Below are 25,845 nucleotides of genomic sequence, written 5' to 3' on the forward strand. Positions count from 1 at the left end.
TTCCTTCATGGCGGATTTGCACCACGCTGGGGCTGAACCTGATCATGCGCGCCTCCAGCTTGTGCCGTCGCGTGTGTCTTCCAGAACGATGCCCATAGCCTGCAACTGGTCACGCACGGCATCAGCCCGGGCAAAATCCCGCGCCTTGCGCGCGGCCAGGCGTTCGGCGATCAGCGTTTCGATCAGCTTGTCGTCATCCTGGGGCACGCCACCGCGGAACCATTCCTCCGGCGTTGTCTGCAAAAGCCCCATGAGCCGGGCCCCGGCGCGAAGCGCATAGGCCGCTGCCTTGTCACCCGCCAGCGCCTGACCTGCCAGAGCGTGCAGTTCGGCAATGGCCAACGGGGTGTTGAGGTCATCGCTCAGGGCCGCCAGCACACCGGGTGGTATCTGATCGGGCGCGTCCGCACTGACTGGAGCGGTCTCGTCCTCGCCCGTAAGGCCGCAGTTTTCCAGTGCACGATAGAACCTGTCCAGCGTGCGGCGGGCCTCAAGCAAGCCGGCCTGCGTGTAATTGAGGGTGGAGCGATAATGCGCGCCCAGCAGCAGAAGCCGCAGCGCTTCAGCCGGGGCCTGGGCCAGCGCGTCGCGGATGGTCAGGAAATTGCCCAGGGATTTGGACATTTTCTCGCCATCGACCAGCAGCATGGCGTTATGCACCCAGTAATTGGCGAAACGCCCGCCCGGGAAGCAGCACAGGCTTTGCGCGCGTTCGTTTTCATGGTGGGGGAACAACAGGTCCGACCCGCCACCGTGAATATCGAAACTGTCGCCCAGATAGCGGTGCGACATGGCCGAGCATTCGATATGCCAGCCCGGACGACCCCGGCCCCAGGAGCTGTCCCACCCCGGCTGGTCTGCGTCTGAGGGTTTCCACAGCACGAAATCGCCCGGCGCCTGCTTGTAGGGAGCGACCTCCACCCGGGCTCCGGCTTCAAGCTCGTCCGGGTTGCGGCCCGACAGCGCACCGTAGGAGGCGAACGAACCGACGGAGAACAGCACATGGCCCTGCGCTTCGTACGCGTGGCCATTGGCGATCAGCCGGGCGATCATCTCCTGCATCTGCGCAATGTTATGGGTCGCGCGCGGTTCGATATCGGGCGGCAGCACGCCCAGGGCTGCCAGATCCTGATGGAATTCGTCCGTGGTGCGGGCGGTCAGGGCGGCGATGTCTTCGTTATTGGCGCGGGCCCGGGCGGTGATCTTGTCATCCACATCCGTAATATTGCGCACGAAGGTCACGCGCGGGTACAGGTGGCGCAGCAGGCGCACCAGCACGTCCGCCGTCAGCATCGCGCGCAGGTTGCCGATATGGGCCAGATCGTACACCGTGGGCCCACAGTAATAGACCTTCACATGCGCTGGATCGAGCGGTTCAAACGGCACGGTAGCGCGGCGCTGGCTGTCGTGCAGGACGAGGCTTGGCGGGGATGGAGGAAGTTCGTGCGGCATGCCCGCCTAGATGCGCCAGCAGCACAGGCGATGCAATATGCCCCGTCACCAAAAAGCATGGATCGGGCCAAAAACAGGACTTGACGAAACAGCACCCTTCCCGCTTATAGTCCGGCCCTGCACAGAGGTGCCGCGTGCCCTTATAGCTCAGTGGTAGAGCAACCGCCTTGTAAGCGGTAGGTCGTGGGTTCAAATCCTACTGGGGGCACCACTTCTTCTTCACGAACCTGCCAGCAGGCCCTGCCAGATTACCGGTATGCGCTGCACGCTCTATCGCCAGCCCGGCCAAGGCCCTGCGCGACACCCCGTTTTGCGCATTTGCGGCCAGACCGCGCCCGAGTCCCCGCGCCCCTGCCGCACGGTTTCCTTGTACCCCGAGCCACCGATCGCACCGGGTGCCATGCCCATGCCCGCATCCCCGCCACGCCGCTCGGCACGCAGGTTCAGCTTGCGCGCCAGCCATCCTGTTTAAGGGCCACGCCGGCCAGATACAGGCTGCCGCAGATCAGCACGCGGGCCGGGCCAGTATGCTCCGCCCCCGCCGCCAAGGCGCCCAGCGCGCGCGCCAGGGTGGGGCCGACATGCGCCTTCCCGCCCGAGGCCGCCACAATGGCCTCGACCGGCAGGGCCAGATGCTGCTCGGGTTCGCAAATGGCCCAGATATCGGTCGCATAAGGCAGGACAGGGCCCAGAAAGCCCGAGGCATCCTTGGTCTGCTTCATGCCCACCAGCAAATGCACCGGCCTGTCCGACCAGCCTTGCAGGGCCTGGGCCAGAGCGGCCCCCGCACCGGGATTGTGCCCGCCATCGAGCCATAATTCCCAGCCGGGGGGCAGCATGGCGGCCAAAGCACCATGCAGGCGCTGCATGCGCGCAGGCCAGGATACGCGGCCCACACCCTGCCAGCCTGCCTGCGGTACAGCCAGACCCGACAGGCGCAATGCCTCCACCGCAAGCCCCGCATTTTCGATCTGCCATGGGCCGGGCAGGCTTGGCGTGGGCAGGTGCAGCGTGCCCTGCGCATCGGTCAGCACCAGGCCGGGCTTTTGGGAGGCAGGGGCCGAATGGGCGCCATTGTCTTCGCCCGCGGCTGCACCGCTCCCGCCCTGCCCGGGGCTGGACAGATCGGCGGGGCCTGGACCCACGGCAATGCTCCAGTCCTCTCCCCCGCAGGCGAGCGGGGTTCCCACCCGGCTGGCTTCCGCCTTGAGAACGGCCTGGACCTCGGGGTTCTGCCTGCCCGTGACGGCGGGCACGCCGGGCTTGAAGATACCCGCCTTTTCCATGGCTATGGCGCCCAGGGTCTCGCCCAGAAAAGCCTCATGATCGCGCGAGATGGAGGTAATGACGCAGGCCGCGACACGGCGCAGCACATTTGTGGCGTCACACCGCCCGCCCAGCCCGACCTCGATAATGGCCAGATCGGCCGGATGGCGCGCGAACAGCAGGAAGCCCGCTGCCGTCAGCACCTCGAACACGGTAATGGGCGCACCCGCGTTCACCCGTTCGATCTCTTCCAGCGTTGCGACCAGTTCGGTCTCACCCACCAGATGGCCTGCCACGCGAAAGCGCTCGGTCACGTCCACCAGATGGGGCGATGTCATGACATGCACCCGCCAGCCTGCCGCCTCCGCAATGGCGCGCAGGGTGGCACAGGTGCTGCCCTTGCCGTTGGTGCCCGCCACGTGAATGACGGGGGGCAGCCTGTCTTCGGGGTGGCCCAGACGGGCCAGCAACGCCTTGAGCCGGTCGAGCGAGAGGTCGATCAGGGCCGGGTAAAGGCGGTTGAGCCGTTCGAGAATTTCACCCGGGCGGCCGCTGAATTCGGCCATGGGCCCAGCCGCGCGCACGGCGCCGGACTGTTCTGACACGCGCTGCTTACTCGGCCGCGACAGCAGGGGCAGTCGGCTGGCGCGGGGGTGGGGCCACAACATCGGCCGGCGCGCGCATGAGCAGGCCAATGACCCGCGCCAGCGTGGCGGGCAGGGCCTTGCGAACCACCACCATGTCCAGCATGCCGTGATCGAGCAGGTATTCCGAACGCTGGAAGCCTTCGGGCAGCTTTTCGCGCACGGTGTCCTCGATCACGCGGGGGCCCGCAAACCCGATCAGGGCATTGGGTTCGGCGATCTGCACATCGCCCAGCATGGCGAAGGAAGCCGTGACACCCCCCGTTGTGGGGTTGGTCAGCACGACGATATAGGGCAGGCCCGCGTCACGCAGCATCTGCACGGCCACGGTGGTGCGGGGCATCTGCATCAGGCTGATCACGCCTTCCTGCATGCGGGCCCCGCCCGACGCGGTAAACACCACCAGCGGGGCTTTTTGCAGGATGGCCAGGCGGGCGGCAGCCACGAAGCGTTCGCCAAAGGCCGCCCCCATGGTCCCGGCCATGAATTCGAACGCCATGACCCCGACCACGGCCGGGTGCCCGCCGATGGTGCCATGGGCGACCACCAGCGATTCGTCCAGATGGCTTTTGGCGCGCGCATCCTTCAGGCGGTCGGTGTATTTCTTCTGGTCGCGAAAGCCCAGCGGGTCGATGGGGGCCTGCGGCAGTTCGATACGGTTGAATTCCGCATTGTCGAACGTCCATTTCAGGCGATCGATGACCGAGGCGCGCATATGGTGGCCGCAATGCGGGCACACGTTCAGGTTCTTGTGCAGTTCCTTGGTCAGAAGCATCTGATTGCAGGATTCGCACGTGGTCCACAGGTTATCCGGCACTTCGCGCTTGAGAAGACCGCGAATTTTGGGACGGACGTATTCGGTGATCCAGCTCATCTTGAACCTTGTTGAACCTTGTACTGGGCTTACGGACTGCCCGCCTGCATTACGCCGCTCGCACCGTTCTGCCAAGCGTTATGAGACAATCGGGGCGACCGCCCCCGGCATTGCCACCCGCCACGCCAGAACGGGGGCGGCCCATGCCCCGCATGCAAAGCCCCCCGCGCCACCGGGGCGGACACATCCCCGCACGGCCCGGTTGTGCCTATCGAACGCGGGAAAAACCCCGGGGGCAAAGGGGGGCGGGGGCGTTCAAACGGGATGGTCCTGCGGGGGAAAGAATGCCCCCGCAGGACGGTTCAGGCGGCGGCTTCCACCCAGGCCTTGAGCTGGCTCTTGGGCAGCGCGCCCACCTTGGTGTCCACCACCTTGCCATCACGCACCAGCATGAGGGTGGGGATGCTGCGCACGCCATAGGTATTGGGGGTGACGGGGTTTTCGTCGATATTGACCTTGGCGACGGTCAGCTTGCCCTGCATTTCACGGCCCAGGTCTTCCAGCGTCGGGCCGATCATCTTGCATGGGCCGCACCATTCCGCCCAGAAATCCACCAGCACCAGGCCGGACGCCTTCAGCACATCCTTGTCGAAGCTGGAATCGCTGACAGCAAGCGTATGTTCACTCATTTTCCTGGTTCCTTGTCTGTACGCTGCCCACAAGACGGGGTGGGGCATGATGAGAGTTCTACACTTAAGGTGGCGCGGGCCGGGGTCAAGATGTCATGCCCAACATGGTGCGCGGGCCCACGCCAGCGGCCCATCCCACACCATGCAAGGCCGCGCCTCGGGTGCGGCAAGGTACCTTACGGCGCGGCTTGCGGGGCGTGGCTGTCCAGCAGGGCGGCGGGCAGCACATCCGCGCGGGGCTGTTCGGTCCAGACCAGCACGCAGGTGACGGGTTTTTGCGGCCAGATCTGCCCCAGCAACACGCGGTAGGCGGCCATCTGGCGCAGATAGAGCACGGGCGTGTCCTCCACCCGGCGGGGCACGTGGCGACCGCTCTTGAAATCGCAGACCACAATGCGGTCATCCAGCACGCACATGCGATCCACCTGCCCCATGATGACCTGCGCGCCCGCAACCCCCACCAGCCGCTGTTCGGCCCGGGCCCGGGGGGTGAACAGCGGGGCCAGGTCGGGCAGGCGCAGCACCGCCACCACCTTGGCCGCCAGGGCCGCGGCTTCATCCGCATTCAGGCCGCTGGCGGGGCGTTCAAGCCATGCGCGGGCCAGATCGGCCTGCCGGTCGGGCGCATGGTCGGGCAGGAACTGCAACAGCGCATGCACCATGCTGCCCTTGCGAAACGCCGCTTCACGCGCCTGGGCGGGGCTGATGCGTGACACCTCCAGCGGGGAGCGCGCGGGCGGGAGCGGGCCCAGCATGGCATCATCCGGGCGGGCGGGGGCGAGCGGGCGCGCCAGAGGGGCTTCCGCTACCGGCGGGGTGGCGCGCCATGACGGTGCATGCCCCACCCAGCCCGGCAGGGCGGGCGGCAAGGGAGGCGGCGAGCCCTCCCCCAAGGCCGAAGCCGCGCCAGGAGCCTGCGCGCCTGCTTTTGGGCCGGATGGCGCGGGGGATTGGGGCCGGGACGGAAGCCGCGACGGCGGGGGGGCGGGCAGTTCCTCCAGCACCAGGCGCTGCGCGGCCGGGGTGTCGGCCGGAATGTCGGCAGGGGCGGGGCTGCCGGGGCCGTTCGTATCCGCATCATCGTCCCAGCCGCGTGGTTGCGCGCCGGCGCGCTCGAACCCAAGGCGGCAGCGTTCGTACCAGCTTTCGGGCGGGACGGTGCGGCCGGGTTTCCAGCCGCAGACCACCAGCCGGTCGGCAGCCCGCGTCAGCGCCACGTAGAGCAGGCGGTTATATTCCTCCACCGCGCGTGCGCGCATGGCTTCGGCCAGCTTGCGGGTCAGCCCCACGGCCATGGCGGCACGCGGCACATACAAAGGCACGTCCAGCCCGGACTGGGCGTCATGCGTCCAGAACAGCCGGTCTTCGAATTTGGGCGTGCCCACCGTGTCGGGCAGGATGACAAGACGGGCCTGCAACCCCTTGGACCCGTGCGCGGTCATGACGCGCACCGCATTGCCACCGGCTTCGGCCTCGCGCCGGACGGCCTCCTGCGAATGGCGCAGCCAGTGCAGGAAGCCCTGCAGGGAAGGCGGGTTCTGGTCCTGGTAGCGCAGGGCGGTCGAAAGCAGTTCATCCACCGGTTCCGCCGCTTCCGGCCCCAGCCGGGCCAGCAGCCGCGCGCGCCCGCCAAGCTGGCCCAGCGCCATGCACAGCAGTTCATAGGGGCTGAGGTAATCCACCCGGCCGAACAATGTCTCCAGCATGGTCCAGGCCTGCGCCCAGTCGGGCCGCATGGCGTGGCGTTCGCGCAGGGCAGACCACAGGGGTTCGCCCCTTTCGCGGCCCGTGGCCAGCGCCATCAGGCTGTCGTCGCTCAGCCCACCAAGGGGGGATGTCAGCACGCAGGCCAGGGTCAGGTCGTCCTGGGGCAGCAGCAGGGCGGCGCACAGGGCCATGAGATCCTGCACGGCAAGCTGGTCCGCAAGGCCCGTGCGCACCAGGCTTATCACCGGAATGGCCTGTTCCTTGAGGGCCCGCACCAGCATGCCCACAAATGGCGAACGCCTTGGCACCAGCACCAGCACATCAGCCGGGGTCAGCGGCTTTTGCCCCGGCTGTGCGGGGGCCGCAAGCTGGCGGGCAATGTAGCGGGCCAGCCTGTCGGCCAGTTTCTGGCGCGGGCTCTGGCGCGTCGTATTGGCCTGTGCGGGCTGCCAGGGGCTTATGGCCTGTGCGTCGTCCTCCTCCTCCGCCTCTTCCAGCGGCCAGAGTTCCACACGCCCGCCTTCGCCCGGCCGGGCGGTGACATGGCGCATGCCACGCCGGGGCGCGGCCCCATCGCCCCCCGCGCCCTGTGTATCGCCCTCGTCCTCCACCACCACGCCACGGGCGGCCTGCGGGCAGGCAAAAACGGCATCGACCAATGCCAGCACCGGGGCGGTGGAGCGGAACGAGACTGTCAGTTCGGGTTCGCGCCACGGCAGGGCGGCCCCCAGCGCGCGCTGCTTGAAACGGTTGCGCCAGTCGCGGAACGCTTCGGGGTCCGCCCCCTGGAACCCGTAGATGGACTGCTTGTAATCCCCCACCGCGAATACCGTGCGCGGCCCGTCATCCACGGTGCGCGCGCCCTCACCCACGAAAAATTCCTCCGTCAGGTCCCCCGCGATCCGCCATTGCTCGGGCGAGGTATCCTGCACCTCATCGAGCAGGAGATGATCTATCCCGCCATCGAGCTTGTACAGCACCCAGGCCGCACCAGGCTGGCGCAGCAGGGCCAGCGTACGGTGGATCAGGTCATCATATTCCATCTGCCCGTGCGCCAGCTTGCGCCGGGCATAGGCTTCGGCCACGGGGGCGGCGGCCCGCAACACTGCCGTGCCCAGCCGCGCCAGGTGGCGGGCGTTCAGCGCATCCTCCACCGCCATGATCCGCTCGCCCTCGTCCTGCAGAAGCTGGGCGATTTCCTCGTGCTCCTTGGCAAGCCTGGGGCTTATCAGCCCTTGGCGGCGGGGCTTGCCGTCCCGTGTCAGCAGGCCTTCGCGCCATAGCTGCCAGTTTGCCGCGCGATCGGCGGGGGGCAGGGCCAGCCAGTCGAGCAGGCGCGTGACATTGGCGCGGATTGCCTCCGTCCCTTTTTTCTCCAGCAGGCAGAAGGCTTCGCGCAGGGCCTTCTCCTGCGCGAAGCCTGTGCAGGCGTTTTCGATAAACGTGGCGTCGTCCATGCGCAGGGCAGCGGGGGTCAGGCCCAGTGCGCGGCACAGAACCGCCTGGGCCTGTTCGGGCTGCGTGCCCGCCAAAGCCAGCATGGGCTGGGCGGAGGGGCTGCGCCGGAGGGTAGCCGCCAGGGTCATGAAATCCCCCAGCCCGATCTGCCCGGCCAGGGTGGCCAGCACATCCGCCCCCAATGTGCCCAGCACCGATTCGGCACAGCTTTGCAGGGCCAGGGCGGCTTCTGTTTCCTCCATGACCGTGAAATGGGGGTTCATGGCCGCTTCAAGCGGGAAGCGCCGCAGCAGCGACTGGCAAAAGGCATGGATGGTGCCGATCCGCATGCCGCCGGGCATGTCCAGCACCTGCGCGAACAGCGCACGCGCGCGGGCACGGGTATCGGGGGTGGCGGGCACCGACAGGGCCTGCAGTTCGCTATCCAGGGCCGCATCCGCCAGCGTGACCCACCGGCCCAGCCGCGTTTGCAGGCGAATGGCCATTTCCGCCGCCGCCGCCTTGGTAAAGGTCAGGCACAATATCCGCTCGGGCGGGCTGCCGGGCAGCAATGTGGGCTCGCCCGGGGGGGCGTGGGGGTCAAGCCGGGGGAGCATCAGCCGCAGCAGGCGGTCGATCAGCAGTTTCGTCTTGCCACTGCCCGCCGAGGCGGAGACGAAAACCGACGCCGTGGGGTCCGAAGCCATGGCCTGCTGGCGGTTGGCCTGGGCGATGGCCCCAGTATCGGGGCCCGGAGCAGACCCAGATACAGGCCCGCGAGCAGCCCCGGCAACAGCGCCGCAATCAGCGCCTTGAACTGGTCCGCTCATGGTTCATTCTCCGTGCGGGCGGCACTCCATTCGGGCACCCGGGCCAGGCGGGCGTAATCGGCAAAGCGGGGTTCCTGGCCGGGATGCGGGTGCGAAAGATACGGCCGGGCCGGGTCATCGTAGGCGGCAATGCGTTCGAGCAGCTTCTGCCATGTCTGTTCGGCCAGTTCGGTCAGGTCAGGCACTTCAGGCGGGGCAATGCTGACCGCCTGCCCCGGCTCGGGCCCGCCGGTCAGCCGCCAGTAGGTCAGCGCGCCGATGGAGCAGCCCACGGGCACCGCGTCGAACCCGCCTTGCAGGATCATGGCGGCTTCGAGCGGGAGCTGGGGGCTCCACCCCGCCAGCACGTCGCGCTTGGCGGGCAGCATGCCGGTCTTGTAGTCCTGCACGCACACTCCCCCCTGCGCGTCCAGTTCTATGCGGTCGGCCCGGCCCACAAGCGTGAACGGACCGGCCGGGGCGGCGGCCACCACCTTGCCGCGCGCTTCGGTCAGGATCGCCCGGGGGGCGCCATGATCGGCACGGCGGCGGCTTTCGGCTTCCGCCACCCATTGGGCGATACGCAGCAGCCTGGGTTCCCACCACGCGCGCAGGGCAGGGCGCAGCTTGCGTTCGGCCAGGCAGGTGGTGAACAGGGCGGCCAGCCTGTGCCGGGCATCGTCCGGCCAGGTCACGCCGTGGATCCGCACCCAGCGCTCAAGCGCGTCATGCACGATCAGCCCGTAATCCGATGCATCGGCCCCTTCCTCCAGCTCCGCCAGGGGTTCAAGGCGCAGGACGTGGCGGGCGTAAATTGCATAGGGGTCGCGCATCCATGTTTCGACCTCCGTCACGCTCAGGCGGCGTGGCCGCAGGGCCAGGGGGGGGGCGGGACGCGGGGCGGGAACGGGGCAGGCGGCACCCGCCGGCTGGTCGAGCTGGCGCAGCCATGCCAGCACCGGGTGGTGGGGCACATGCAGGCCCCGCCCGGCCAGGAACGCATCCAGCCGGGTCAGCCAGCGCGCGGGCACGACCGGGGCCCCTTCGCGCCGCCTGGGGCAGGACAGGATCACCCGCCCAGCAGCAGCCGCGGTCGCGAAAAAATCATGCGCGGCCTGCCCCACCGCCAGTTCGGGCGAAGGCAGGCCGACCTTGCGGCGCATGGGCCTGCTCATCCACGGTCCGGCATCGGTTACGGGGGGCCATGTCCCTTCCGACAGGCCGCCCAGAATAACGGTCTGGGCGGTTTGCAGCCGGGCTTCGAACAGGCCCCATATCAGCACGCGCGGGTGCAGGGCGGTGGGGTCGGCCCGGCGGGTCACCGCACGGTCATGGGTCAGCACCGCCCCCAGCAGCCCGTCCAGCACAACGGGGGGCTGGGGGGGCAGGATGTCGGCCGCCAGCATCAGTTCGGTCAGCCGGTCGGCCAGCAGGTTGCCGTCCTCCCCCCGCCACAGGCGGCTTGGGCCGTCTTCCTCATCCGTGCGGGCCAGGCGTTCGGCAACACCCAGCAGCCCGGCCAGAAGATCGGGCAGGGGGGCGTGGTGGGCGCGCGGCTCCGCCCCCGCCGTATCGACTGCGGGGCCGTCCATCTCCCACCCCAGGACGGGTTCGAAGCAGAAGGCCAGCCGGTCCATGAAGGCGGGCAGGGGTTCGGGGCCGAAGGGGCGGTCTGCTGCCGCCGCGGTATCGGTGCCGCCCTGGGGGGCATGGGGCCCCGCCATGTCCCGCACGGCCATATGCAGGGCCGCAAAGCCCGGGGCCGGGGCGGGCCCGCGCAGCACCGCACGTTCGAGCAGGCGGGCCGAGGCCCGGCAGGTGCCCACCGACAGGCCGCACGCCACCAGGGGGTGCTTGAGCACCGACAGCAATGAGACAGGTGAAAACCGGTTGTCCACCATGCGCGCGATCAGGCGCAGCAGAACGGCAACCGGCGTGCTGGCCAGGGCAAGGCCTGCGCTGTCATCGGCCACCACGCCCCAGCGCGCCAGTTCCGTCGCCACGCGGGCGGCCAGGGCGCGGTCGGGCGTGACAAGGGCCACCCGGTGTTCGGCCGTCTCGATCGCATCGCGCATGATCATGCTGATGGCCAGGGCTTCTTCCTGTTCGTCCTGGGCTTCGATCCGCTGCACATGCGCCAGCGCGCCGCCAGCGCCGTTATCCGCGCTTTCCGCCTGATCGCGCGTCGTCCAGTCCCCCAGGGCCTGGGCGGGCAGCATGACACGGGCCAGCATGGCCGCGCGGGCGGGATCGCCCCCCGCGCCGGGCCAGTCTTCCACCTCGTCGCGCGTAGCACCCAGGGCTGCGAGCAGGTGTGCCATGCCCGCTTGTGGATGGCTGTCGGGCAGGATGGCGAACACATCGGCGGGCATGTCCCGATCCAGCCCGGGCAGGATGATCCGCCCCCCCGGACAGGCCACGACCGCGCGCAGGGCATCCGCCAGGGGGGCCATGACATGGGTGAACCCCGCGGCCCATAAAGGCGTGCTCTCCCCCTTTTGCGCCGCCGCCCGCCAGACCCGCGCCTGCGTGCCCAGCAGCGCCACCTGACGGGCGACAGGGTTCATGACCCCCTGTTCACGCAGCCAGTCCGGCCAGGCATGGGTGACGATGGAGAGAAAGCGCAGGATGACCTGCCAGTGTTCGGCAAAATTGTCCTGCACCGCATCGGGCAGGCGTTCGGCCAGGGTAATGCCCGCCCATTCGGCCTCGTCCATCAGATCCGCCAGGGCGTTGGCCAGTGGCCAGGCCTGGTCCAGCGTGGGCCGGGTGCCGAACGCGCCTTCTGCCTGCAGGATCAGGCGCGTGAGCGTGGCAAGGCGCGTCATGGTGCCCACGGCGGGGGGCAGGGCCAGCGGCCCGCCTGCACCGCCATCCGTTTCGTCAGCGCCATCGCCCAGACCCGGCGTGGTGGAAACCGACAGGCCCAATTCCGCCTCGTCCAGCGCGCCGATGGGCATGATGCGGGGCAGCAGCATGCCCCTGCCATCTATCTGGCGCAGAAAGGCCTCGGTCAGCGCACGGGCGGCGCGGCGACCGGGCAGGACGATGGTACCGTGGCCCACGGCTTCCCGGTCATGCCCGGCGGCGGCGATCCAGCGGGCGGCCAGTTGGTCGAGAAAGGGCAGATGGGCGGGAATGCTGGCCAGGTTCATGTGTCGGACTCCGGCCCCGGGCTTGTTCGCAATCCTGCTTGCTCCCCCATGCCCCCAGCCACCGTTCCCCCGGGCGGGGCTTGCGCAGGCACAAGGCCGGCGGCGGCGAACACGCTTGGGGTCAGCCTGTCGGCCCAGCCGCGCAGGGCCGCTCGGCGCAGGCCGGGGGGCTTGCCATCAGCGAGGGGGGTGAGGGTCACAAAGAGAGCCTCGGGCGGGGTCAGGTCTTCCAGCCTTTCAGGCCATTCGACCAGCACCACCCCTTCACGCGCGTCGTCCCAGCCCAGTTCTTCCACCTCCTCCGGGCCGCCCAGGCGCCACAGGTCGAAATGATGCACGGCCCCGACATCCGTCCCGCACGCACGCGCGGGTACCGTATAAGGCTGCACCAGCGTGTAGGTGGGGCTGGGCACCTCCATGTCGGGTGCATGGCACAGGCTGCGCAGATAGGCCCGGGCCAGCACGCTTTTGCCCGCCCCCAGCGGGCCGGAAAGCAGGATCGCATCGCCCGCGCGGGTCAAACCGGCCAGCATCGCACCCAGGCGGGCCGTGGCGTCCTCGTTCTCAATATCCACAACGATCACGATGCTGGATGCTCCCTGTCAGTCTCTGCGCTGATGCCGTGTCTTTTTTCGCACGGATGGGGTGGCGTGGAAAACCGATGGTAACGGAAACCGCCGCGTTTACGATATGTTCTTAATTGAAGAGTTCATTTCTGGCCAGTCATGCAATGAGCGCATGCAAAACCGCCCTTCGCGAATAAAAATAGGGTGAATTTATGTTTATTTCCGGAAAAAAACACGTCAAAGTGCATTAGAGATCCCGTTATACAACCATAGGGTGTGCGGGCTCTCGCTTATTTAAATGGAGGTCCGACCATGCGCATTTTGTTCGTCGAGAATAAATTTGCCTCAAGCCGCACCATCCTGTCCGCGCTGAAAAAGGCGGGTCTTGCATCCGACCTGGCGCGTTCGGGACAGAACGCCATAGAACTCCTGCGTAATTACGATTACGGACTGGCCATCATAAACCTGCGCCTGACGGACATGGACGGGTTTACATTCCTCAATAGCCTGCGTGCGCTCAAAATTTCCACTCCGGTCATCATACTGTCCGCAACCGATGCGCCGGATGCCAAGATCCGGGCCTTTTCCATGGGCGCGGATGATTTTCTGGTCGAACCCATCGACATGGACGAACTTGTGGCCCGGGTGCAGGCCATCCTGCGCCGTTCCAACGGCTTTGCCCATCCCGTTATCCAGGTCGGGGCCCTTGTCCTTGACCTGAACAGCCAGTCCGTTTGCGTGCAGGGCCAGCCCGTGCACCTGACCGGCAAGGAATTCGCCATTCTGGAACTGCTGGTGCTGCGCAAGGGTATCGCCCAGACGAAAGAGACGTTTCTCAACCATCTCTATGGCGGGCGGGACGAACCCGATATCAAGATCATTGATGTCTTTATCTGCAAACTGCGCAAGAAGCTCCAGTTCGTGGGCGGGGACAGCCTGATCTCCACCGTATGGGGCAAGGGCTACATCCTGCATGACCCGCAGGCCCGCAAACCCGCGGCCATGCCGCACATGGCCCATGTCGGCACGGTGGAGCATGCGCGCGCACCCGAACACCTGGCCACGCGCCATTTGCAGCTTCTGGAAAACACGCGTTAGAGGCCGTTTCAGAACAACCCCTTGATAATAATTGTTAAAAGTTTCCGGGTGTCGCCTTTTTCCAAAAAGGCGCCGTCCCCTGAAGCTTTTTTGAAAAAAGCTTCACCAAAAACTTTCAGGCGATTGAGGGACTATTTTACAGGCTGACTTCCGACGCCACTTTTTAGCAGTCCGGCTCGTCCCCCCAGCCATGGGCGTGCCATAAAGGCCCAGCCCCCTGCCCCAGCCCCGGTGCCTGGGCAATTGCCGTGCGAACATAATCGCGCGCCTGTTCCACCGCGCGGGCCAGGGCCACACCCTGGGCCAAGCGCGTGGCCAGCGCACTGGCCAGCGTGCAGCCCGTGCCATGGGTATGTCGCCCCGCCAGGCGCGTGCTGGCGAATTCCGTCAGGCCATCCCCGTCGAGCAGGATATCTACCAGGTCATTCCCCGGCAGGTGCCCGCCCTTGAGCAGCACGGCGGCACCCGTCATGTCGCGCAGCGTGCTCGCGGCAAGGCGCATCTGTGCGACAGTGGTGATCTCCAGCCCCGTAAGCTGCGTGGCTTCGGGCAGGTTCGGCGTGATAACCGTAGCCAGCGGCAGCAGCACGTGCCTGAGGGTCTCCAGGGCTTCGGCCTGCAAAAGCGCCGCACCGCCCTTGGCCACCATGACCGGGTCCACCACCACGGGCAGGCCGGGGCTGTCGTGCAAGGCGCGTGTCAGTTCCTGCGCCACGGCATCGATTTCCGCCACGCCGCCCAGCATGCCGGTCTTGATGGCGTCGGCCCCGATATCGTCCAGCACGCAGCGAATCTGTTCGCGCACGAAGCCGGGTGGCACGGGCATAATGGCGTGCACGCCCAGCGTGTTCTGCGCGGTCAGGGCGGTAATGGCCGTCATGGCGTAGCCGCCCAGGGCCGTAACGGTCTTGATATCGGCCTGAATGCCCGCCCCCCCGCCGGAGTCGCTTCCGGCGATGGACAGGATACGGGCCTTGCCCAGGCCGGGCCCGCTCATCCGCCCCGCCCCGTCATGCGCGCGCTTTGCATGCGTAGGGGTCGTCTGTCAGGCGGGCAGGGTGATCTGTTCGAGCACGTCGCACATCTGGCGCACGGCGTCCTCGACCAGGGCTGCGTCTTCGGCCTCCACCATGACGCGGACCAGCGGTTCCGTGCCGCTGCGGCGCAGCACCAGCCGCCCGCGCGTGCCCAAAAGCCGTTCCACCTCGGCCTGCCTGTGGCGCACCGGCTCGGCATCCAGCGGGCATACGCCGTGGTAACGCACATTGCGCAGGGTTTGCGGAAAGGGCGTGAACAGGCGGCACACCTCGCTGGCCGGGCGGCCTGCCTCGACCAGCACGGCCAGGACCTGCAACGCGGCCACCAGTCCGTCCCCCGTGGTGGCGAAATCGGTCAGCACCATGTGGCCGGACTGCTCACCCCCTACATTGGCCCCGCGTTCGCGCATGCGCTCCACCACGTAGCGATCGCCCACGGCCGTGCGTTCCAGCCCGACCCCCAGCGAGTTCAGGAACCGCTCCAGCCCCATATTGGACATGACGGTCGCGACAACGCTCTTGCCCACAAGCCGGCTCTCCCGCGTCCAGGACTGGGCGATCAGGGCCAGGATCTGGTCGCCATCGACCAGGCAGCCGGTTTCATCGGCGATCAGCACGCGATCGGCATCGCCATCCAGGGCTATGCCCAGATCGGCCTTGTGGCGGATAACAGCGCTGCACAAAGCTTCGGGATGGGTGGAGCCGCAGCGGTCGTTGATGTTCACGCCGTTAGGGTCGCAGCCGATCCGCACGACCTCCGCCCCCAGTTCCCACAAGGCGGTGGGGGCCACCCGGTAGGCCGAGCCATTGGCGCAGTCGATGACGATCTTCATCCCGTCCAGCCGCAGCTTGCGCGGGAAGGACGACTTGGCGTTTTCCACGTAGCGGCCTGCCGCATCGTTCAGGCGCGAGGCGCGACCGATCTGGTCGGGCGCGGCCAGGTGCTGGCGCAGGTCGGATTCCATCAGCGCTTCGATCTCGCTTTCATCCTGGTCGGACAGCTTGAAGCCATCGGGCCCGAACAGCTTGATGCCGTTATCGCCGAACGGATTGTGCGAGGCCGAGATCATGACCCCCAGATCGGCCCGCAGGGAGCGGGTCAGCATGGCAATGGCCGGGGTGGGCAGGGGCCCGACAAGGGTGACATCCATCCCCGCCGACAGAAAGCCCGCGACCAGCGCGCTTTCGATCATATAGCCCGAAAGCCGGGTGTCCTTGCCCAGCAGCACGCTGTGCCTGTGCTCGCCCCGGCGGAAATGCACGCCCGCCGCCTGGCCCAGCTTCTGGGCGATTTCCACTGTCATGGGGGCTGTGTTGGCGGTGCCCCGAATACCATCTGTCCCGAAAAAACGCTTCATGCCGTTCGTTCCGTTCCGCCTGCAATACGGGCAACCCGCCGCGTATCTGGGCGAACGCTTTTTTCCTTTATCATTTTTTCCTGTCCTAAAACGGTTTCCTCCCTCAAGAAAACACGTTCAAGTAAAGAATTATTTTTAATCTCTACAAATCGACTGCCAGACCCGCATGCCCTGCACCATGGCGGGCACGTCATGCACCCGCAGCACCGGCTGGCCCAGCGCCATGGCGGGCAGGGATGCGGCCATGCTGGCAGGGTCACGGTCTTCGGCCCGGGCGACACCCGTCATTTCGCCCAGCATGCGCTTGCGTGAGAGGCCAAACACCACCCGGCAGCCCAGATTGGCCAGCAGCAGGCAGCGCCTGAGCAGTTCCACGCTCTGCGCTGCTGTCTTGGCAAAGCCGAAGCCGGGGTCGATCATCAGCCGTTCCCGCGCGATGCCGCCGTCCAGCGCTGCCTGCACGCGCTGGCCCAGTTCGCGCACCACCTCGCACGCCACGTCCTCATACACCGCGTAGCGTTCCATGGTCTGGGGCGTGCCGCGCATGTGCATGAGCACGACGCCGCAGTTTTTTTCCGCCAGAAGCCCCAAGGCATCGGGGTCGTGGCGCAGGGCGGTGACATCGTTCACCACTGCGGCCCCCGCGGACAGGGCGCGCTCCATCACCAGGCTGTGGCGCGTATCGATGGACAGGGCGGCCTGGGGCGCCTGCGCGCGCAGGCCCGCCAGCACGGGGGCCACACGCGCCCATTCCTGTTCGGGCGTGATGGGGTGCGAGCCCGGACGCGTGCTTTCCCCCCCGATATCGAGCACACCGCACCCGGCCTGGAGCATGGCCGTGCCGGCATCCACGGCGTGGCGCGCTTCGAAATGCTGGCCGCCATTGCTGAAACTGTCGGGGGTGACATTCAAAATGCCCATGACCTGGGCCCCGGGCGGCAGCATGGCGGGGGGTGCGGGCTGGCTGAGGCGGTGCAATTCGGCCTGCCAGCCGCCGGGCACATCGGCCAGCGGCATAAGGGCGGAGGGAGAGTTGCCCTCGATAAGCCGCACATGGGTGAAGGCCGCCGGGCCCTCCATAAGGGGCAGGGCCATGCCGCGCGCCACGGCCTCGCGCGCCATGTGGCCATAAAGCAGGCCCGCGGGTTCAACCAGTCTGTGCCACATACCTACCTGCCTGAAAGTCCCCATAAAAAAACGGGCGCATCGCCTGTCCGCCCAGTCGGGCCGGACTGGCCGTGACAACCGTGGCGCCAGTCCACTGCTACGGATTTTCCGCGCCGTCCCTGACCGTTAATCCCACGCACACTTCAATATGAAAAAGGCGGCACGAACTGCCGCCTGTAACGTCATGCCCGGGCGGGAGGCGTTCCCTCCCGCCCGGGCAATGGGTTGGTGTCAGCCCGGCTGGGGCACGGGGGTGGGGCCACCGCCTTCGCCCGCCACCCCGCCAGGGGCGGCACCATCGCCTGCGGAAACCTGCGGGACAGAGGCACGCCGGTTGACCGGGCCTGTTTCCTCCTCCTGCGTGCGCTCGATCGGCTGGCCGCGCATGATCTGGCGGATTTCCTCACCCGTCAGGGTTTCGAATTCCAGCAGGGCTTCGGCCAGACGGTGCAACTCATCCACATGATCGTGCATGTAGTTACGGGCCTGGTCATAGGCTTCATCGATCAGGCGCTTGATTTCCTCATCGATCTCACGGGCGGTTTCTTCCGAGAAATTCCGGTTCATGCCGGTAAAGAACCCGCCGCCACCGCCCTGGTCGTCATCCGCATAGGCGATCATGCCCAGCTTTTCGCTCATGCCCCATTCGGTCACCATGCTGCGCGCAACGCGGGTGGCCATCTTGATATCGCCCATCGCGCCGTTGCAGATGTTGTCCTTGCCGTAAATGACTTCCTCCGCCACGCGGCCACCCATGGCCACCACCAGATGGGCGATGGCGTTCTTGCGGCTCATGGACAGGCGGTCATCTTCGGGCAGGCGCATGACCATGCCCAGCGCGCGCCCGCGCGGGATGATGGTGGCCTTGTGAATGGGCTCGCTCTCGGGCACCAGCACCGCCGTAATGGCGTGCCCGGCCTCGTGATAGGCGGTGCGTTTCTTTTCCTCGTCGCTCATGACCAGGGAGCGGCGCTCCACACCCATGAGCACCTTGTCCTTCGCATCTTCGAATTCGCGCATGGACACGGTGCGCCGACCCAGGCGGGCGGCGGCCAGAGCGGCCTCGTTCACCAGGTTCGCCAGGTCCGCACCCGAAAAGCCGGGTGTGCCGCGGGCGATAATGCGCGGATCGACATCGGAGGCCAGCGGCACCTTGCGCATATGCACGCGCAGGATTTTCTCGCGCCCGCTTACATCTGGGTTGGGCACGACCACCTGGCGGTCGAACCGGCCGGGGCGCAGCAGGGCAGGGTCCAGCACGTCGGGGCGGTTGGTCGCGGCAATCAGGATCACGCCCTCATTGCTTTCGAACCCGTCCATCTCAACCAGCATCTGGTTCAGAGTCTGTTCGCGTTCGTCGTTACCCCCGCCCATGCCCGCGCCACGATGGCGGCCCACGGCGTCGATTTCATCGATGAAGATGATGCAGGGGGCGGATTTCTTGCCCTGTTCGAACATGTCGCGCACGCGCGATGCACCCACGCCCACGAACATTTCCACGAAGTCGGAACCCGAAATGGTGAAGAAGGGCACATTGGCTTCCCCCGCGATGGCGCGGGCCAGCAGGGTCTTGCCCGTGCCGGGCGGGCCGACCAGCAGCACGCCCTTGGGGATCTTGCCACCCAGGCGGGTGAATTTCTGCGGGTCCTTGAGGAAATCCACGATCTCCTGCAATTCGCCCTTGGCCTCATCAATGCCGGCCACGTCCTCGAAGGTGACGCGACCGTGCTTTTCGGTCAGCATCTTGGCACGCGACTTGCCAAAGCCCATGGCACGACCGCCCGCGCCCTGCATCTGCCGCATCATGAACAGCCATGCGGCCACCAGCAGGATAATGGGCAGCGAGTTCAGGAAGTAGCGCAGCAGCGGGCTGCCTTCCTGTTCCAGCGGCTTGGCCACGACCTCAACCCCCTTGCCGACCATGCGCGAGACAAGGGTCGGGTCGGCGGGCGCGTAGCTTTCGAAGGCGGTGCCGTCGGTCAGCGTGCCCGAGATGTTATGGTTCTGCATGACCACCGAACGCACATGCCCGGCATCCACATCCGCCACGAAGTCGGAATACGCCAGTTGCTGGGCAGCGTGTTGCGAGCTGACCGGCTGAAACATGTTCACAAGCAGCAGCAGCAGCAGGATGATGCTGACCCACAGGGCCAGATTGCGGCCTAAGTTATTCATGGTACCCGAATATCCATACTTCTAGGGCGAACACGCCCGAACGATCTGCCCGGAACGGGGTGCATTGTGCCCGCCAGCCGACGGAAAAAGCAACCTCTGCTCCTATAAATGGGTGCGCTTGCGAATATTCCTAGTATGCAGGGCAGACATAATGCGCGGGCTCACTTTCGCGGCATCCGTACAGGCCCCCGCCCGTGACCGCCGCAGGGGGCTGGAAAAACAGGCGTGCGCCCTCCCACCCCTCTTCCGCCCAGCCCAGGGCGGGAATGCCCACAAGCCGCCCGCTCCACCACAAGGCGGGCAGTGTCGCGCAGAACGCGGCGGGCCACCCCGCACGCAGGGCCCGTGGCAGGCCGTAACCCGCCGCCCCTACCCAAAGCCCGTGCAAAATACCGTCACCCGCCGGACCATGAACCCCGACATCCAGAACCGGGGGCGGGAGTGCTCTCTCCCCCACCCCGCTATGGGGCGTGGGAATGGCGGGCGGCACCTGGGGCGTCCGCCCGTTCCACGCGGGCGGCAGCACCAGCATGAACCGATTGTCCCACACCGCGCGATCAAACGCAGGAACGGGCGGGGCCATGGCCGCCTGTTCGCGGACCAGCATCCAGTCCTCCCGCCACCGGAGCAGGCGCACCCCGGCCAGCGTTGCCTCCCTCCCCCCGGCGCACAGCCGGGCCACGCCAGCGGGTGGGGGCGGATAAGCCAGCCCGCCCACACAGCGGATCAGGGCCTGCATGATATCGGGGCCGGGCAAGGCAGGGCCCAGCCTGGCCCAGCCCTGGGGCAACAGGGCGACCTGCCGGGCAAGATCCTGCGCCCGCGCGGCCTCGCGCGCCATGCGCGCCGCCCCCGCCCGCATGGACAGCGCCCAGAAATACGCGCGGGGGGAGGTTGGCCCGCTGGCGAACGCGCCGGGGCCAGCGCCAGCATGGGAAGGCAGAGCGGGCGGGGTACCGGCGCGCGAGTGCGTGACCGCCGCCATGGCGTCATGCCCGGGCTTGCCATCCGGCGCTGCGGGCGATCCCTCTCGCACTGCCTCGTTCCGCCTCCCGCCAGATACGGTGGGGGAGGCTGTATCGGGCATAGGAACGGCCTCGCCCTCGGGCTGGTCCGACAGGGGCCCCGTGGGGTCCGGCATGGCCAATGCCTGGCGCACGCGCACGCGTTCCGCACGCCGGTCTTCGTTGGAGGGGTCATCCACCCAGGCCAGACCGGCTTCGCGCAGGGTGTTGCGCAGGGCCAGTCGCGACACGCCCAGAAGCGGGCGCACAAGGCGCACCCCGTCGCGAATACTCACCCACCCCATGGCGGCCAGCCCGTCGGGGCCGCTGCCCGCGCGCTGGCGCATGAAGGCGGTTTCGGCCTGGTCATCCGCCTGATGGCCCAGCAACAGATTCACGCAGCCTTCTGCCCGACAGGCTTGCAGCAGGGCCCTGTAGCGCGCCTGGCGCGCCCGGGCGGCCATGCCCGCGCCCCGCGCAAGATCGGTCAGGCGCAGCACGCGCGCGGCCATACCCATGCGGCTCAGGCGGTCATGGGTCAGATCCGCTTCCTGCGCTGAATCGGCCCGCAGGCCATGGTCCACCACCAGCGCAAGCAGGTTGGCCCGCCACTGCCGGGCAAGCCAGGCCAGGGCCAGACTGTCCCCCCCGCCAGAAACCGCCAGGGCAATGGGAGGCAGTGCAGGATCATCGGGCCCGAAAGGCCCCAGTTCGGCCATGCGGGCCGCAAACCAGAGGGGGTCGACCGGTTGGCCCGAAAAAACCGGACGCCCCGCAAACAGCACGGAAATGCCTCTAGCCCTGCCAGCGCAGGGTCATGAGTTGCAGCCGCCCTTTTTGGTATACACGTCCACCGCGTGGCTTACCTGCTTGGACGGGGTGGGGAATTCGGCCGCCAGCTTGTCCAGCGCCTGGCATGCGGCCTTCTTGTCGCCTTCGGCCAGCAGGGTGGAGGTCACACCCAGCAGCGCGTCGGGCGCGCGGGCACTTTTGGGCGAAAGCTTGTAGGCGTCGTAATAGGCCAGAGCCGACTGGCGATACTGTTTCTGCCCCGCCAGCGACTGGGCGAGCAGGAACTGCGCATCAACCTTGAACGCGCCCTTGGCCTTTTTCAACGCGGCTTCGGCATTGTCCTGGGCGGTGGCGTAGTCCTTCTTGACCAGGGCCGCCTTGCCGGCCTTGAGCAGATCATCAGGTGTGCTGGGCGGGGCCTCTGCCGTGCTGGCGGACGTGCCATCGCCCGCCAGCGGGGCTGCGGGGGCCTGGCCATTCTGGGCGGCGAACTGGCTGTCGGCCATCTGCTTGGACAGGGCTGCGGTCTTCTGCTGCAGGTCATTGGTCAACTGGTCGATCTGCCCGCGCATGTCGCGCTGCTGGGCTTCAAGCGTGCTGACCCGGTCCAGCAGCTGGGCCACCAGATCACCGTTCCCGCCGGCGGAGGCAGACGGCGCGGGCAGTGCACGGCCCGGATTGTCAGCCTGGGAGGACTGCATCTGGCTGAGCGTTTGCTTGAGCGCCAGAATCTGGTCCTGCAAGGCTATGCCTTCCCGGCTTGTCACGTCCTGCGCCAGCCCCTGCGGGCTGACCGTGGCCAGCAGTGCCGCCGCCAGACCCATTACCGCCAGGCCTTGGCCTGCCATGCGCATTCTCTTGAACCGGGCCGTCATCAGAACCTCATGCTTGCGTGGTCAACGGGCAAGGATTTCATCATCCTGCCCAGTAAAATCAAGACTTGTAAAATCAAGAGTAGAAAACAAAACAGGCCGGGCTATGGCAGCCCGGCCTGTTTCGCGGTCAATCAAATTTCAGAAAGACTGAAATTCTTATTTGACGGCCGTAATCGCGTTACGGTTCTGGGCCCATGCTTCTTCGTTGTCGCCAACAGCAGTCGGACGGTCCTTGCCGTAAGAGATGGTGGAAATACGGGCAGAAGTCGTGCCCTTGGCCACCAGGAAGTCACGGGCGGCGTTCGCACGACGCTGACCCAGAGCAATGTTGTATTCTTCCGTGCCGCGGTCGTCGCAGTTACCGGCGACTTCAACATTGACCTGCGGGTACTTCGCCAGCCAGTCCGCCTGCTTCTGCAGGGTCGCCTTGGCGTCGTCCGTCAGGCCGCTCGCGTTGAATTCGTAAAACACGCGATCGCCCACGTTGGCAACCAGGTCGGCTTCGCTGCCGGGAACCGGACCAGCGGGCTGCACGGCAGCGGTGGAAGCACCCGTATTCGCCTTTTCATTCGCGCAGGCTGACAGAAGTGCAACCATTCCAAGCGCGGCAACAACTTTGAGTCTCATATGTCGGATCCTGAGAATTAGCCCCAGCGGGGGCTATTCGGAGAAATAAAGAGTTCTAACCTTGTATCCCCGCGTATCCCTCTGCTCCTCTCCGAATCCTTCGAAGAGCCGACGAATTTTGGAGACCAACTCGCCCTAAGCCATAGCTTATTCGAGCGGTCAAGCGGGTTCTCAATTTCTCATGTCAGGCATACGAAAACTGATACCGAAACGACACAGTCATTTCGTTTCAATTTTGGACAACAACCCTCCTATCCCCCAACTGTGGCAGGAGTTTGTACGCCCCCTCCCGCCGTGAAAAGGGGGGCGTACAGGCGCGGTTCAGCCGTTAAGCGGCGACCATGTGGGGTCGGACGCGCCCTCGGGTGTGGGCAGCGGACGGTCGTTGAAGCCGGTGATATCCACCATGGCGATGGAGGAGTTGAACCCGGCCCCACCCGCACCCGCGCGGGTCTGGCGGCAATAGGCCAGCACGCGCCCGTTGGGGCAGAAGCTCGGGCTTTCCACGGTAAAGCCCTCGGTCATGATCCGCTCGCCCGTGCCGTCGGGCGCCATGACACCAAGGGAGAACGTGCCCCCCGCGATACGGGTGAAGGCGATCAGGTCGCCACGGGGGGACCAGACGGGATCGCCGTAATTGCCCTGGCCGTAGGAGATACGCTTCGCATCCCCCCCGCTGGCGGGCATGATGTAAAGCTGGGGCGAGCCGCCACGGTCGGAGTTGAAGACGATCTGCGTGCCGTCGGGGCTGAAGCACGGGCTGGTGTCGATCGCACCCGACGCCGTGATCTGCCGCCTGGCGCCCGAAGCCAGGTCCACCACGAACAGGTCGGACCCGCCGTTGCGCGTGACCGACAGCACCACGGAATGCCCGTCGGGCGAGAAATGCGGCGCGAAGGAAATGCCCTGGAAGTCCCCCAGAAGCCGCTGCCGCCCGCTGGCCAGGTCGAACAGATAGACCCGGGGCCGGTTGTTGGCATAGGACAGGAAGGCGATCTGGTCCTTCGTGGGGCTGAAGCGCGGGGTCAGGGTCAGCCAGTTGCCCGCACTCAGCATGCGGCTGTTCGCCCCGTCCTGGTCCATGATCGCAAGGCGCGTGCGCTGGTGGCCCCGCGGCCCCGAACGCGAGATAAAGGCGATACGGGTGTCGAAATACCCTTTTTCACCCAGCATGCGCTCGTAAATGACATCGCCCATGATATGGGCGATCCGCCGCCAGTTGGCCGAAGTGGTGGTATAGGCCGTGCCCTGGATCTGCTGCTGGGCCAGCACGTCCCACAGCCGCATTTCCACCCGCACGGATGCCCCGCTGCCGGTCACCCCACCGCTGACCTGCGCATGCGCGCCCATGCCCTTGGCGGTGCCGAAATCGGGCTTGCCCGTGCCCGAGGAGCCGGGAATGACCTTGAACAGGCCGGTATTGTTCAGGTCGTTGGTCAGCACTTCGGCAATCTGCTGGCCCAGGCCCCCGCCGAAATCGGGAATGATGATGGGAATGGGGGCGGTGCGCGCCTGGTCCACCGTGATTTCCGCTTCCCCGCCCCCTGCGGTCTGGGCAAAGCCGGATAGCGGCATGGCCAGCACGCCGCCCGCGGCAGCCGCGGCCCCCATGAGGGTACGGCGGCGCAGGGCCCCTGCCAGCAGGTCGGCGTCGTGATCGGAAATAAGAGGCCGTGTACTCTTGACCATGTCTGTTCTCCCTTAAGGCCCGTTCAGGGCCTGAAGACAAATTTCAACTGCTGGGTCTGGCCCAGAAGCTCTTTGGGAATTGGCAACTTGGCGCAGATCGGGCTCAGCACCGCGGCGCGGGCGCGCTCGGCCAGCGCGCGGTACGACGCATCGGCATCCATGCGGGCCTGCGTCTCGGGCGCGAACTGCACGATCCGGGCTTCGCCCTCGGCATCGATCGTCACCACCAGATGCGCGACAAAGGTGGCGTAGTCCTTGGCGGCGGTATCTTCCGTATAGCATCGGCGCACCGCCGCACCGATCGCTTTCTGCTGGCCGGCACTCAGGCTGCCGGTCAGGTTCCCCACGGGTGAACCACCCCCTTTGGGCGCGCCGCCCGCAAGCGGGTTGGCACGGGCCTTGGGGGCGTGGGTCTGCTTGGTGTCGTCCCGGAAGGAATCCAGCGTCTCAAGCAGGGAATGGGTGTCCGGCTGGCTCTTCTTGGCCTTGTTGGGCTGCGTGATATGCGACGGCACAACCGTGTCGGGCAGCGTGTCCGTGGGCTGCGTGATGGGCGAAGGCGGGGCGACCATCGGCGTGGGCTTGACGGGGCTGGGGGTCGCAGGCGGGGTTTTCACCAGCTCGGGCGAGGGCTCCTCCGCCTTGGGGGGCAGGGGCTCATCGGGCAGGTCCTGGGGTGTCGCCTCGGGCGGGGGCGGCACGGGCTGCGGCGGCGGAGGCGGCGGAGGCGGTTCCTCGTTCGGCACGGGCTTGGGCGGCTCGGGCGAAGGCGGGGCTTCCTGTTCCGCGGGGGCAGGGGGCTTGGGCTCGGGGGAAGGCTGGTCCGCCTTGGCCGACGGGCCGCCACCGCTGGTGTCGGACGCCTCGAACTCCATCTCCACCGGGGCGGGGGCGGGTTCCTCTGGCGGCTTGGGCGCGGGCAGGCTGACCAGCAGCGCCACCAGCAGCGCAACATGCGCCCCACCCGACAGATAAAGGGAGCGGCGGAGCAAAATCTGTTCGGACCGGCGTGGCCGTGCCATGGGCATTGTCTTACCTCTGCGCCCGTAGGGAGAACTTAGTGCCCGGCACTGGCCGGCTGTTGCGCCAGCAGGGCCACATGCGTAAATCCGCCCGCCGTGATCTGCCCCATGACCTGCATGACGCGCCCGTAATCGATATGCGCGTCACCACGCACGAAGATACGGTGGGTCTGGTCGTTGTTCGCGGCAGCCTTGAGCTGGGCCACGATATCTTCGGGCGATACGGGGTTGTCACCCAGGAAAAGGGTGCCATCCGCCTTGATGGAGACCGTGATGGGCTTGGTGTCGGCATTGACCGGGCGCGCATCCGTCTTGGGCAGGTCCACATTCACGCCGCTGGTCATCATGGGGGATGTGACCATGAAGATGATCAGCAGCACCAGCATGACGTCGACCATCGGGGTCACGTTGATATCGGCCATGGGGCGCCTGCGACGGCCGCCCCCTCCGGGCATCGCCATG

The 25,845-nt window shown here is 66.9% G+C and carries 17 protein-coding genes, 1 tRNA gene and 1 pseudogene; 2 read left to right on the forward strand and 17 right to left on the reverse strand.

Translation table 11 applies throughout. The features are described from left to right. Nucleotides 1-42: 42 nt before the first annotated feature. Nucleotides 43-1,452, reverse strand: coding sequence for a cysteine--tRNA ligase (cysS, locus tag J2D77_RS04195; protein WP_207845072.1), 1,410 nt, complete (start codon nucleotides 1,450-1,452; stop codon nucleotides 43-45). Nucleotides 1,453-1,588: 136 nt separating this feature from the next. Here cysS and J2D77_RS04200 point away from each other — a divergent pair. After that, nucleotides 1,589-1,663: transfer RNA gene (locus tag J2D77_RS04200), tRNA-Thr, on the forward strand. 232 nt (nucleotides 1,664-1,895) lie between these two features. Here the strand turns inward: J2D77_RS04200 and J2D77_RS04205 are convergent. From J2D77_RS04205 to tsaE, 6 genes and pseudogenes are all read right to left on the reverse strand, one after another. Then, nucleotides 1,896-3,284 carry a bifunctional folylpolyglutamate synthase/dihydrofolate synthase gene (locus J2D77_RS04205; RefSeq protein WP_207845633.1) on the reverse strand — a complete coding sequence of 463 codons (1,389 nt, stop codon included), beginning with the start codon at nucleotides 3,282-3,284 and terminating at the stop codon, nucleotides 1,896-1,898. 46 nt (nucleotides 3,285-3,330) lie between these two features. Continuing rightward, entirely contained in the window at nucleotides 3,331-4,236 is a 906-nt protein-coding gene (gene accD, locus J2D77_RS04210) for an acetyl-CoA carboxylase, carboxyltransferase subunit beta (RefSeq protein ID WP_207845073.1), read from the reverse strand. 302 nt (nucleotides 4,237-4,538) lie between these two features. Continuing rightward, entirely contained in the window at nucleotides 4,539-4,865 is a 327-nt protein-coding gene (gene trxA / locus J2D77_RS04215) for a thioredoxin TrxA (protein WP_207845074.1), read from the reverse strand. Nucleotides 4,866-5,041: 176 nt separating this feature from the next. Beyond that, nucleotides 5,042-8,716 carry a UvrD-helicase domain-containing protein gene (locus J2D77_RS04220; RefSeq protein ID WP_230975582.1) on the reverse strand — a complete coding sequence of 1,225 codons (3,675 nt, stop codon included), beginning with the start codon at nucleotides 8,714-8,716 and terminating at the stop codon, nucleotides 5,042-5,044. Between the two features lie 119 nt (nucleotides 8,717-8,835). Continuing rightward, nucleotides 8,836-11,973, reverse strand: a complete 3,138-nt coding sequence (addB, locus tag J2D77_RS04225) for a double-strand break repair protein AddB (RefSeq protein ID WP_207845076.1) — start codon at nucleotides 11,971-11,973, stop codon at nucleotides 8,836-8,838. A gap of 95 nt (nucleotides 11,974-12,068) precedes the next feature. Next, nucleotides 12,069-12,548 (reverse strand): annotated as a pseudogene (tsaE, locus tag J2D77_RS04230) (tRNA (adenosine(37)-N6)-threonylcarbamoyltransferase complex ATPase subunit type 1 TsaE); the annotation flags it as partial. 303 nt (nucleotides 12,549-12,851) lie between these two features. On the opposite strand from tsaE, the gene J2D77_RS04235 reads away from it, so the two are divergent. After that, nucleotides 12,852-13,637, forward strand: a complete 786-nt coding sequence (locus J2D77_RS04235) for a response regulator transcription factor (RefSeq protein WP_207845077.1) — start codon at nucleotides 12,852-12,854, stop codon at nucleotides 13,635-13,637. A 163-nt stretch (nucleotides 13,638-13,800) separates the two neighbouring features. On the opposite strand, the gene thiD is transcribed toward J2D77_RS04235, so the two are convergent. The 10 genes from thiD to tolR all read right to left on the reverse strand — a co-directional run bounded on the left by thiD (nucleotide 13,801) and on the right by tolR (nucleotide 25,844). Then, the gene (gene thiD, locus J2D77_RS04240) at nucleotides 13,801-14,634 is read right to left on the reverse strand and encodes a bifunctional hydroxymethylpyrimidine kinase/phosphomethylpyrimidine kinase (RefSeq protein WP_207845078.1); all 834 of its coding nucleotides are present in this window, start codon (nucleotides 14,632-14,634) and stop codon (nucleotides 13,801-13,803) included. A 48-nt stretch (nucleotides 14,635-14,682) separates the two neighbouring features. Then, on the reverse strand, nucleotides 14,683-16,032 hold the full coding sequence (gene glmM / locus J2D77_RS04245) for a phosphoglucosamine mutase (RefSeq protein WP_207845079.1): 1,350 nt from the start codon (nucleotides 16,030-16,032) through the stop codon (nucleotides 14,683-14,685). A 135-nt stretch (nucleotides 16,033-16,167) separates the two neighbouring features. After that, complete coding sequence (gene folP / locus J2D77_RS04250) at nucleotides 16,168-17,199, reverse strand: dihydropteroate synthase (RefSeq protein WP_207845080.1); 1,032 nt, start codon at nucleotides 17,197-17,199, stop codon at nucleotides 16,168-16,170. 231 nt (nucleotides 17,200-17,430) lie between these two features. Beyond that, nucleotides 17,431-19,374, reverse strand: coding sequence for an ATP-dependent zinc metalloprotease FtsH (gene ftsH, locus J2D77_RS04255; RefSeq protein WP_207845081.1), 1,944 nt, complete (start codon nucleotides 19,372-19,374; stop codon nucleotides 17,431-17,433). Between the two features lie 130 nt (nucleotides 19,375-19,504). Beyond that, nucleotides 19,505-21,163, reverse strand: coding sequence for a tRNA lysidine(34) synthetase TilS (tilS, locus tag J2D77_RS17600; RefSeq protein WP_407927078.1), 1,659 nt, complete (start codon nucleotides 21,161-21,163; stop codon nucleotides 19,505-19,507). 30 nt (nucleotides 21,164-21,193) lie between these two features. Then, a complete protein-coding gene (locus J2D77_RS04265) occupies nucleotides 21,194-22,018 on the reverse strand; it encodes a hypothetical protein (protein WP_407927079.1) in 825 nt (274 codons plus the stop codon). 183 nt (nucleotides 22,019-22,201) lie between these two features. Next, nucleotides 22,202-22,672 carry a peptidoglycan-associated lipoprotein Pal gene (gene pal, locus J2D77_RS04270; RefSeq protein WP_207845082.1) on the reverse strand — a complete coding sequence of 157 codons (471 nt, stop codon included), beginning with the start codon at nucleotides 22,670-22,672 and terminating at the stop codon, nucleotides 22,202-22,204. Nucleotides 22,673-22,993: 321 nt separating this feature from the next. Further along, on the reverse strand, nucleotides 22,994-24,361 hold the full coding sequence (gene tolB, locus J2D77_RS04275; protein WP_207845083.1) for a Tol-Pal system beta propeller repeat protein TolB: 1,368 nt from the start codon (nucleotides 24,359-24,361) through the stop codon (nucleotides 22,994-22,996). A 23-nt stretch (nucleotides 24,362-24,384) separates the two neighbouring features. Continuing rightward, nucleotides 24,385-25,389, reverse strand: a complete 1,005-nt coding sequence (locus tag J2D77_RS04280; RefSeq protein WP_207845084.1) for an energy transducer TonB — start codon at nucleotides 25,387-25,389, stop codon at nucleotides 24,385-24,387. 29 nt (nucleotides 25,390-25,418) lie between these two features. Then, nucleotides 25,419-25,844: a protein TolR gene (gene tolR / locus J2D77_RS04285; RefSeq protein WP_207845085.1), complete on the reverse strand. Its 426-nt coding sequence runs from the start codon at nucleotides 25,842-25,844 to the stop codon at nucleotides 25,419-25,421. Nucleotide 25,845 lies beyond the last annotated feature (1 nt).

The organism is Acetobacter garciniae, from assembly GCF_017377735.1.
GTDB lineage: Bacteria > Pseudomonadota > Alphaproteobacteria > Acetobacterales > Acetobacteraceae > Acetobacter > Acetobacter garciniae.

Coding starts and splice junctions, on each gene's coding strand:
- glmM (WP_207845079.1), bottom strand. CDS start 16,032: ATGAAGCGTTTTTTCGGGACAGATGGTATTCGGGGCACCGCCAACACA.
- accD (WP_207845073.1), bottom strand. CDS start 4,236: ATGAGCTGGATCACCGAATACGTCCGTCCCAAAATTCGCGGTCTTCTC.
- folP (WP_207845080.1), bottom strand. CDS start 17,199: ATGTGGCACAGACTGGTTGAACCCGCGGGCCTGCTTTATGGCCACATG.
- trxA (WP_207845074.1), bottom strand. CDS start 4,865: ATGAGTGAACATACGCTTGCTGTCAGCGATTCCAGCTTCGACAAGGAT.
- addB (WP_207845076.1), bottom strand. CDS start 11,973: ATGAACCTGGCCAGCATTCCCGCCCATCTGCCCTTTCTCGACCAACTG.
- ftsH (WP_207845081.1), bottom strand. CDS start 19,374: ATGAATAACTTAGGCCGCAATCTGGCCCTGTGGGTCAGCATCATCCTG.
- J2D77_RS04205 (WP_207845633.1), bottom strand. CDS start 3,284: ATGGCCGAATTCAGCGGCCGCCCGGGTGAAATTCTCGAACGGCTCAAC.
- tolB (WP_207845083.1), bottom strand. CDS start 24,361: ATGGTCAAGAGTACACGGCCTCTTATTTCCGATCACGACGCCGACCTG.
- cysS (WP_207845072.1), bottom strand. CDS start 1,452: ATGCCGCACGAACTTCCTCCATCCCCGCCAAGCCTCGTCCTGCACGAC.
- J2D77_RS04220 (WP_230975582.1), bottom strand. CDS start 8,716: ATGGCTTCGGACCCCACGGCGTCGGTTTTCGTCTCCGCCTCGGCGGGC.
- pal (WP_207845082.1), bottom strand. CDS start 22,672: ATGAGACTCAAAGTTGTTGCCGCGCTTGGAATGGTTGCACTTCTGTCA.
- J2D77_RS04265 (WP_407927079.1), bottom strand. CDS start 22,018: ATGGCAGGCCAAGGCCTGGCGGTAATGGGTCTGGCGGCGGCACTGCTG.
- J2D77_RS04235 (WP_207845077.1), top strand. CDS start 12,852: ATGCGCATTTTGTTCGTCGAGAATAAATTTGCCTCAAGCCGCACCATC.
- tolR (WP_207845085.1), bottom strand. CDS start 25,844: ATGGCGATGCCCGGAGGGGGCGGCCGTCGCAGGCGCCCCATGGCCGAT.
- thiD (WP_207845078.1), bottom strand. CDS start 14,634: ATGAGCGGGCCCGGCCTGGGCAAGGCCCGTATCCTGTCCATCGCCGGA.
- J2D77_RS04280 (WP_207845084.1), bottom strand. CDS start 25,389: ATGCCCATGGCACGGCCACGCCGGTCCGAACAGATTTTGCTCCGCCGC.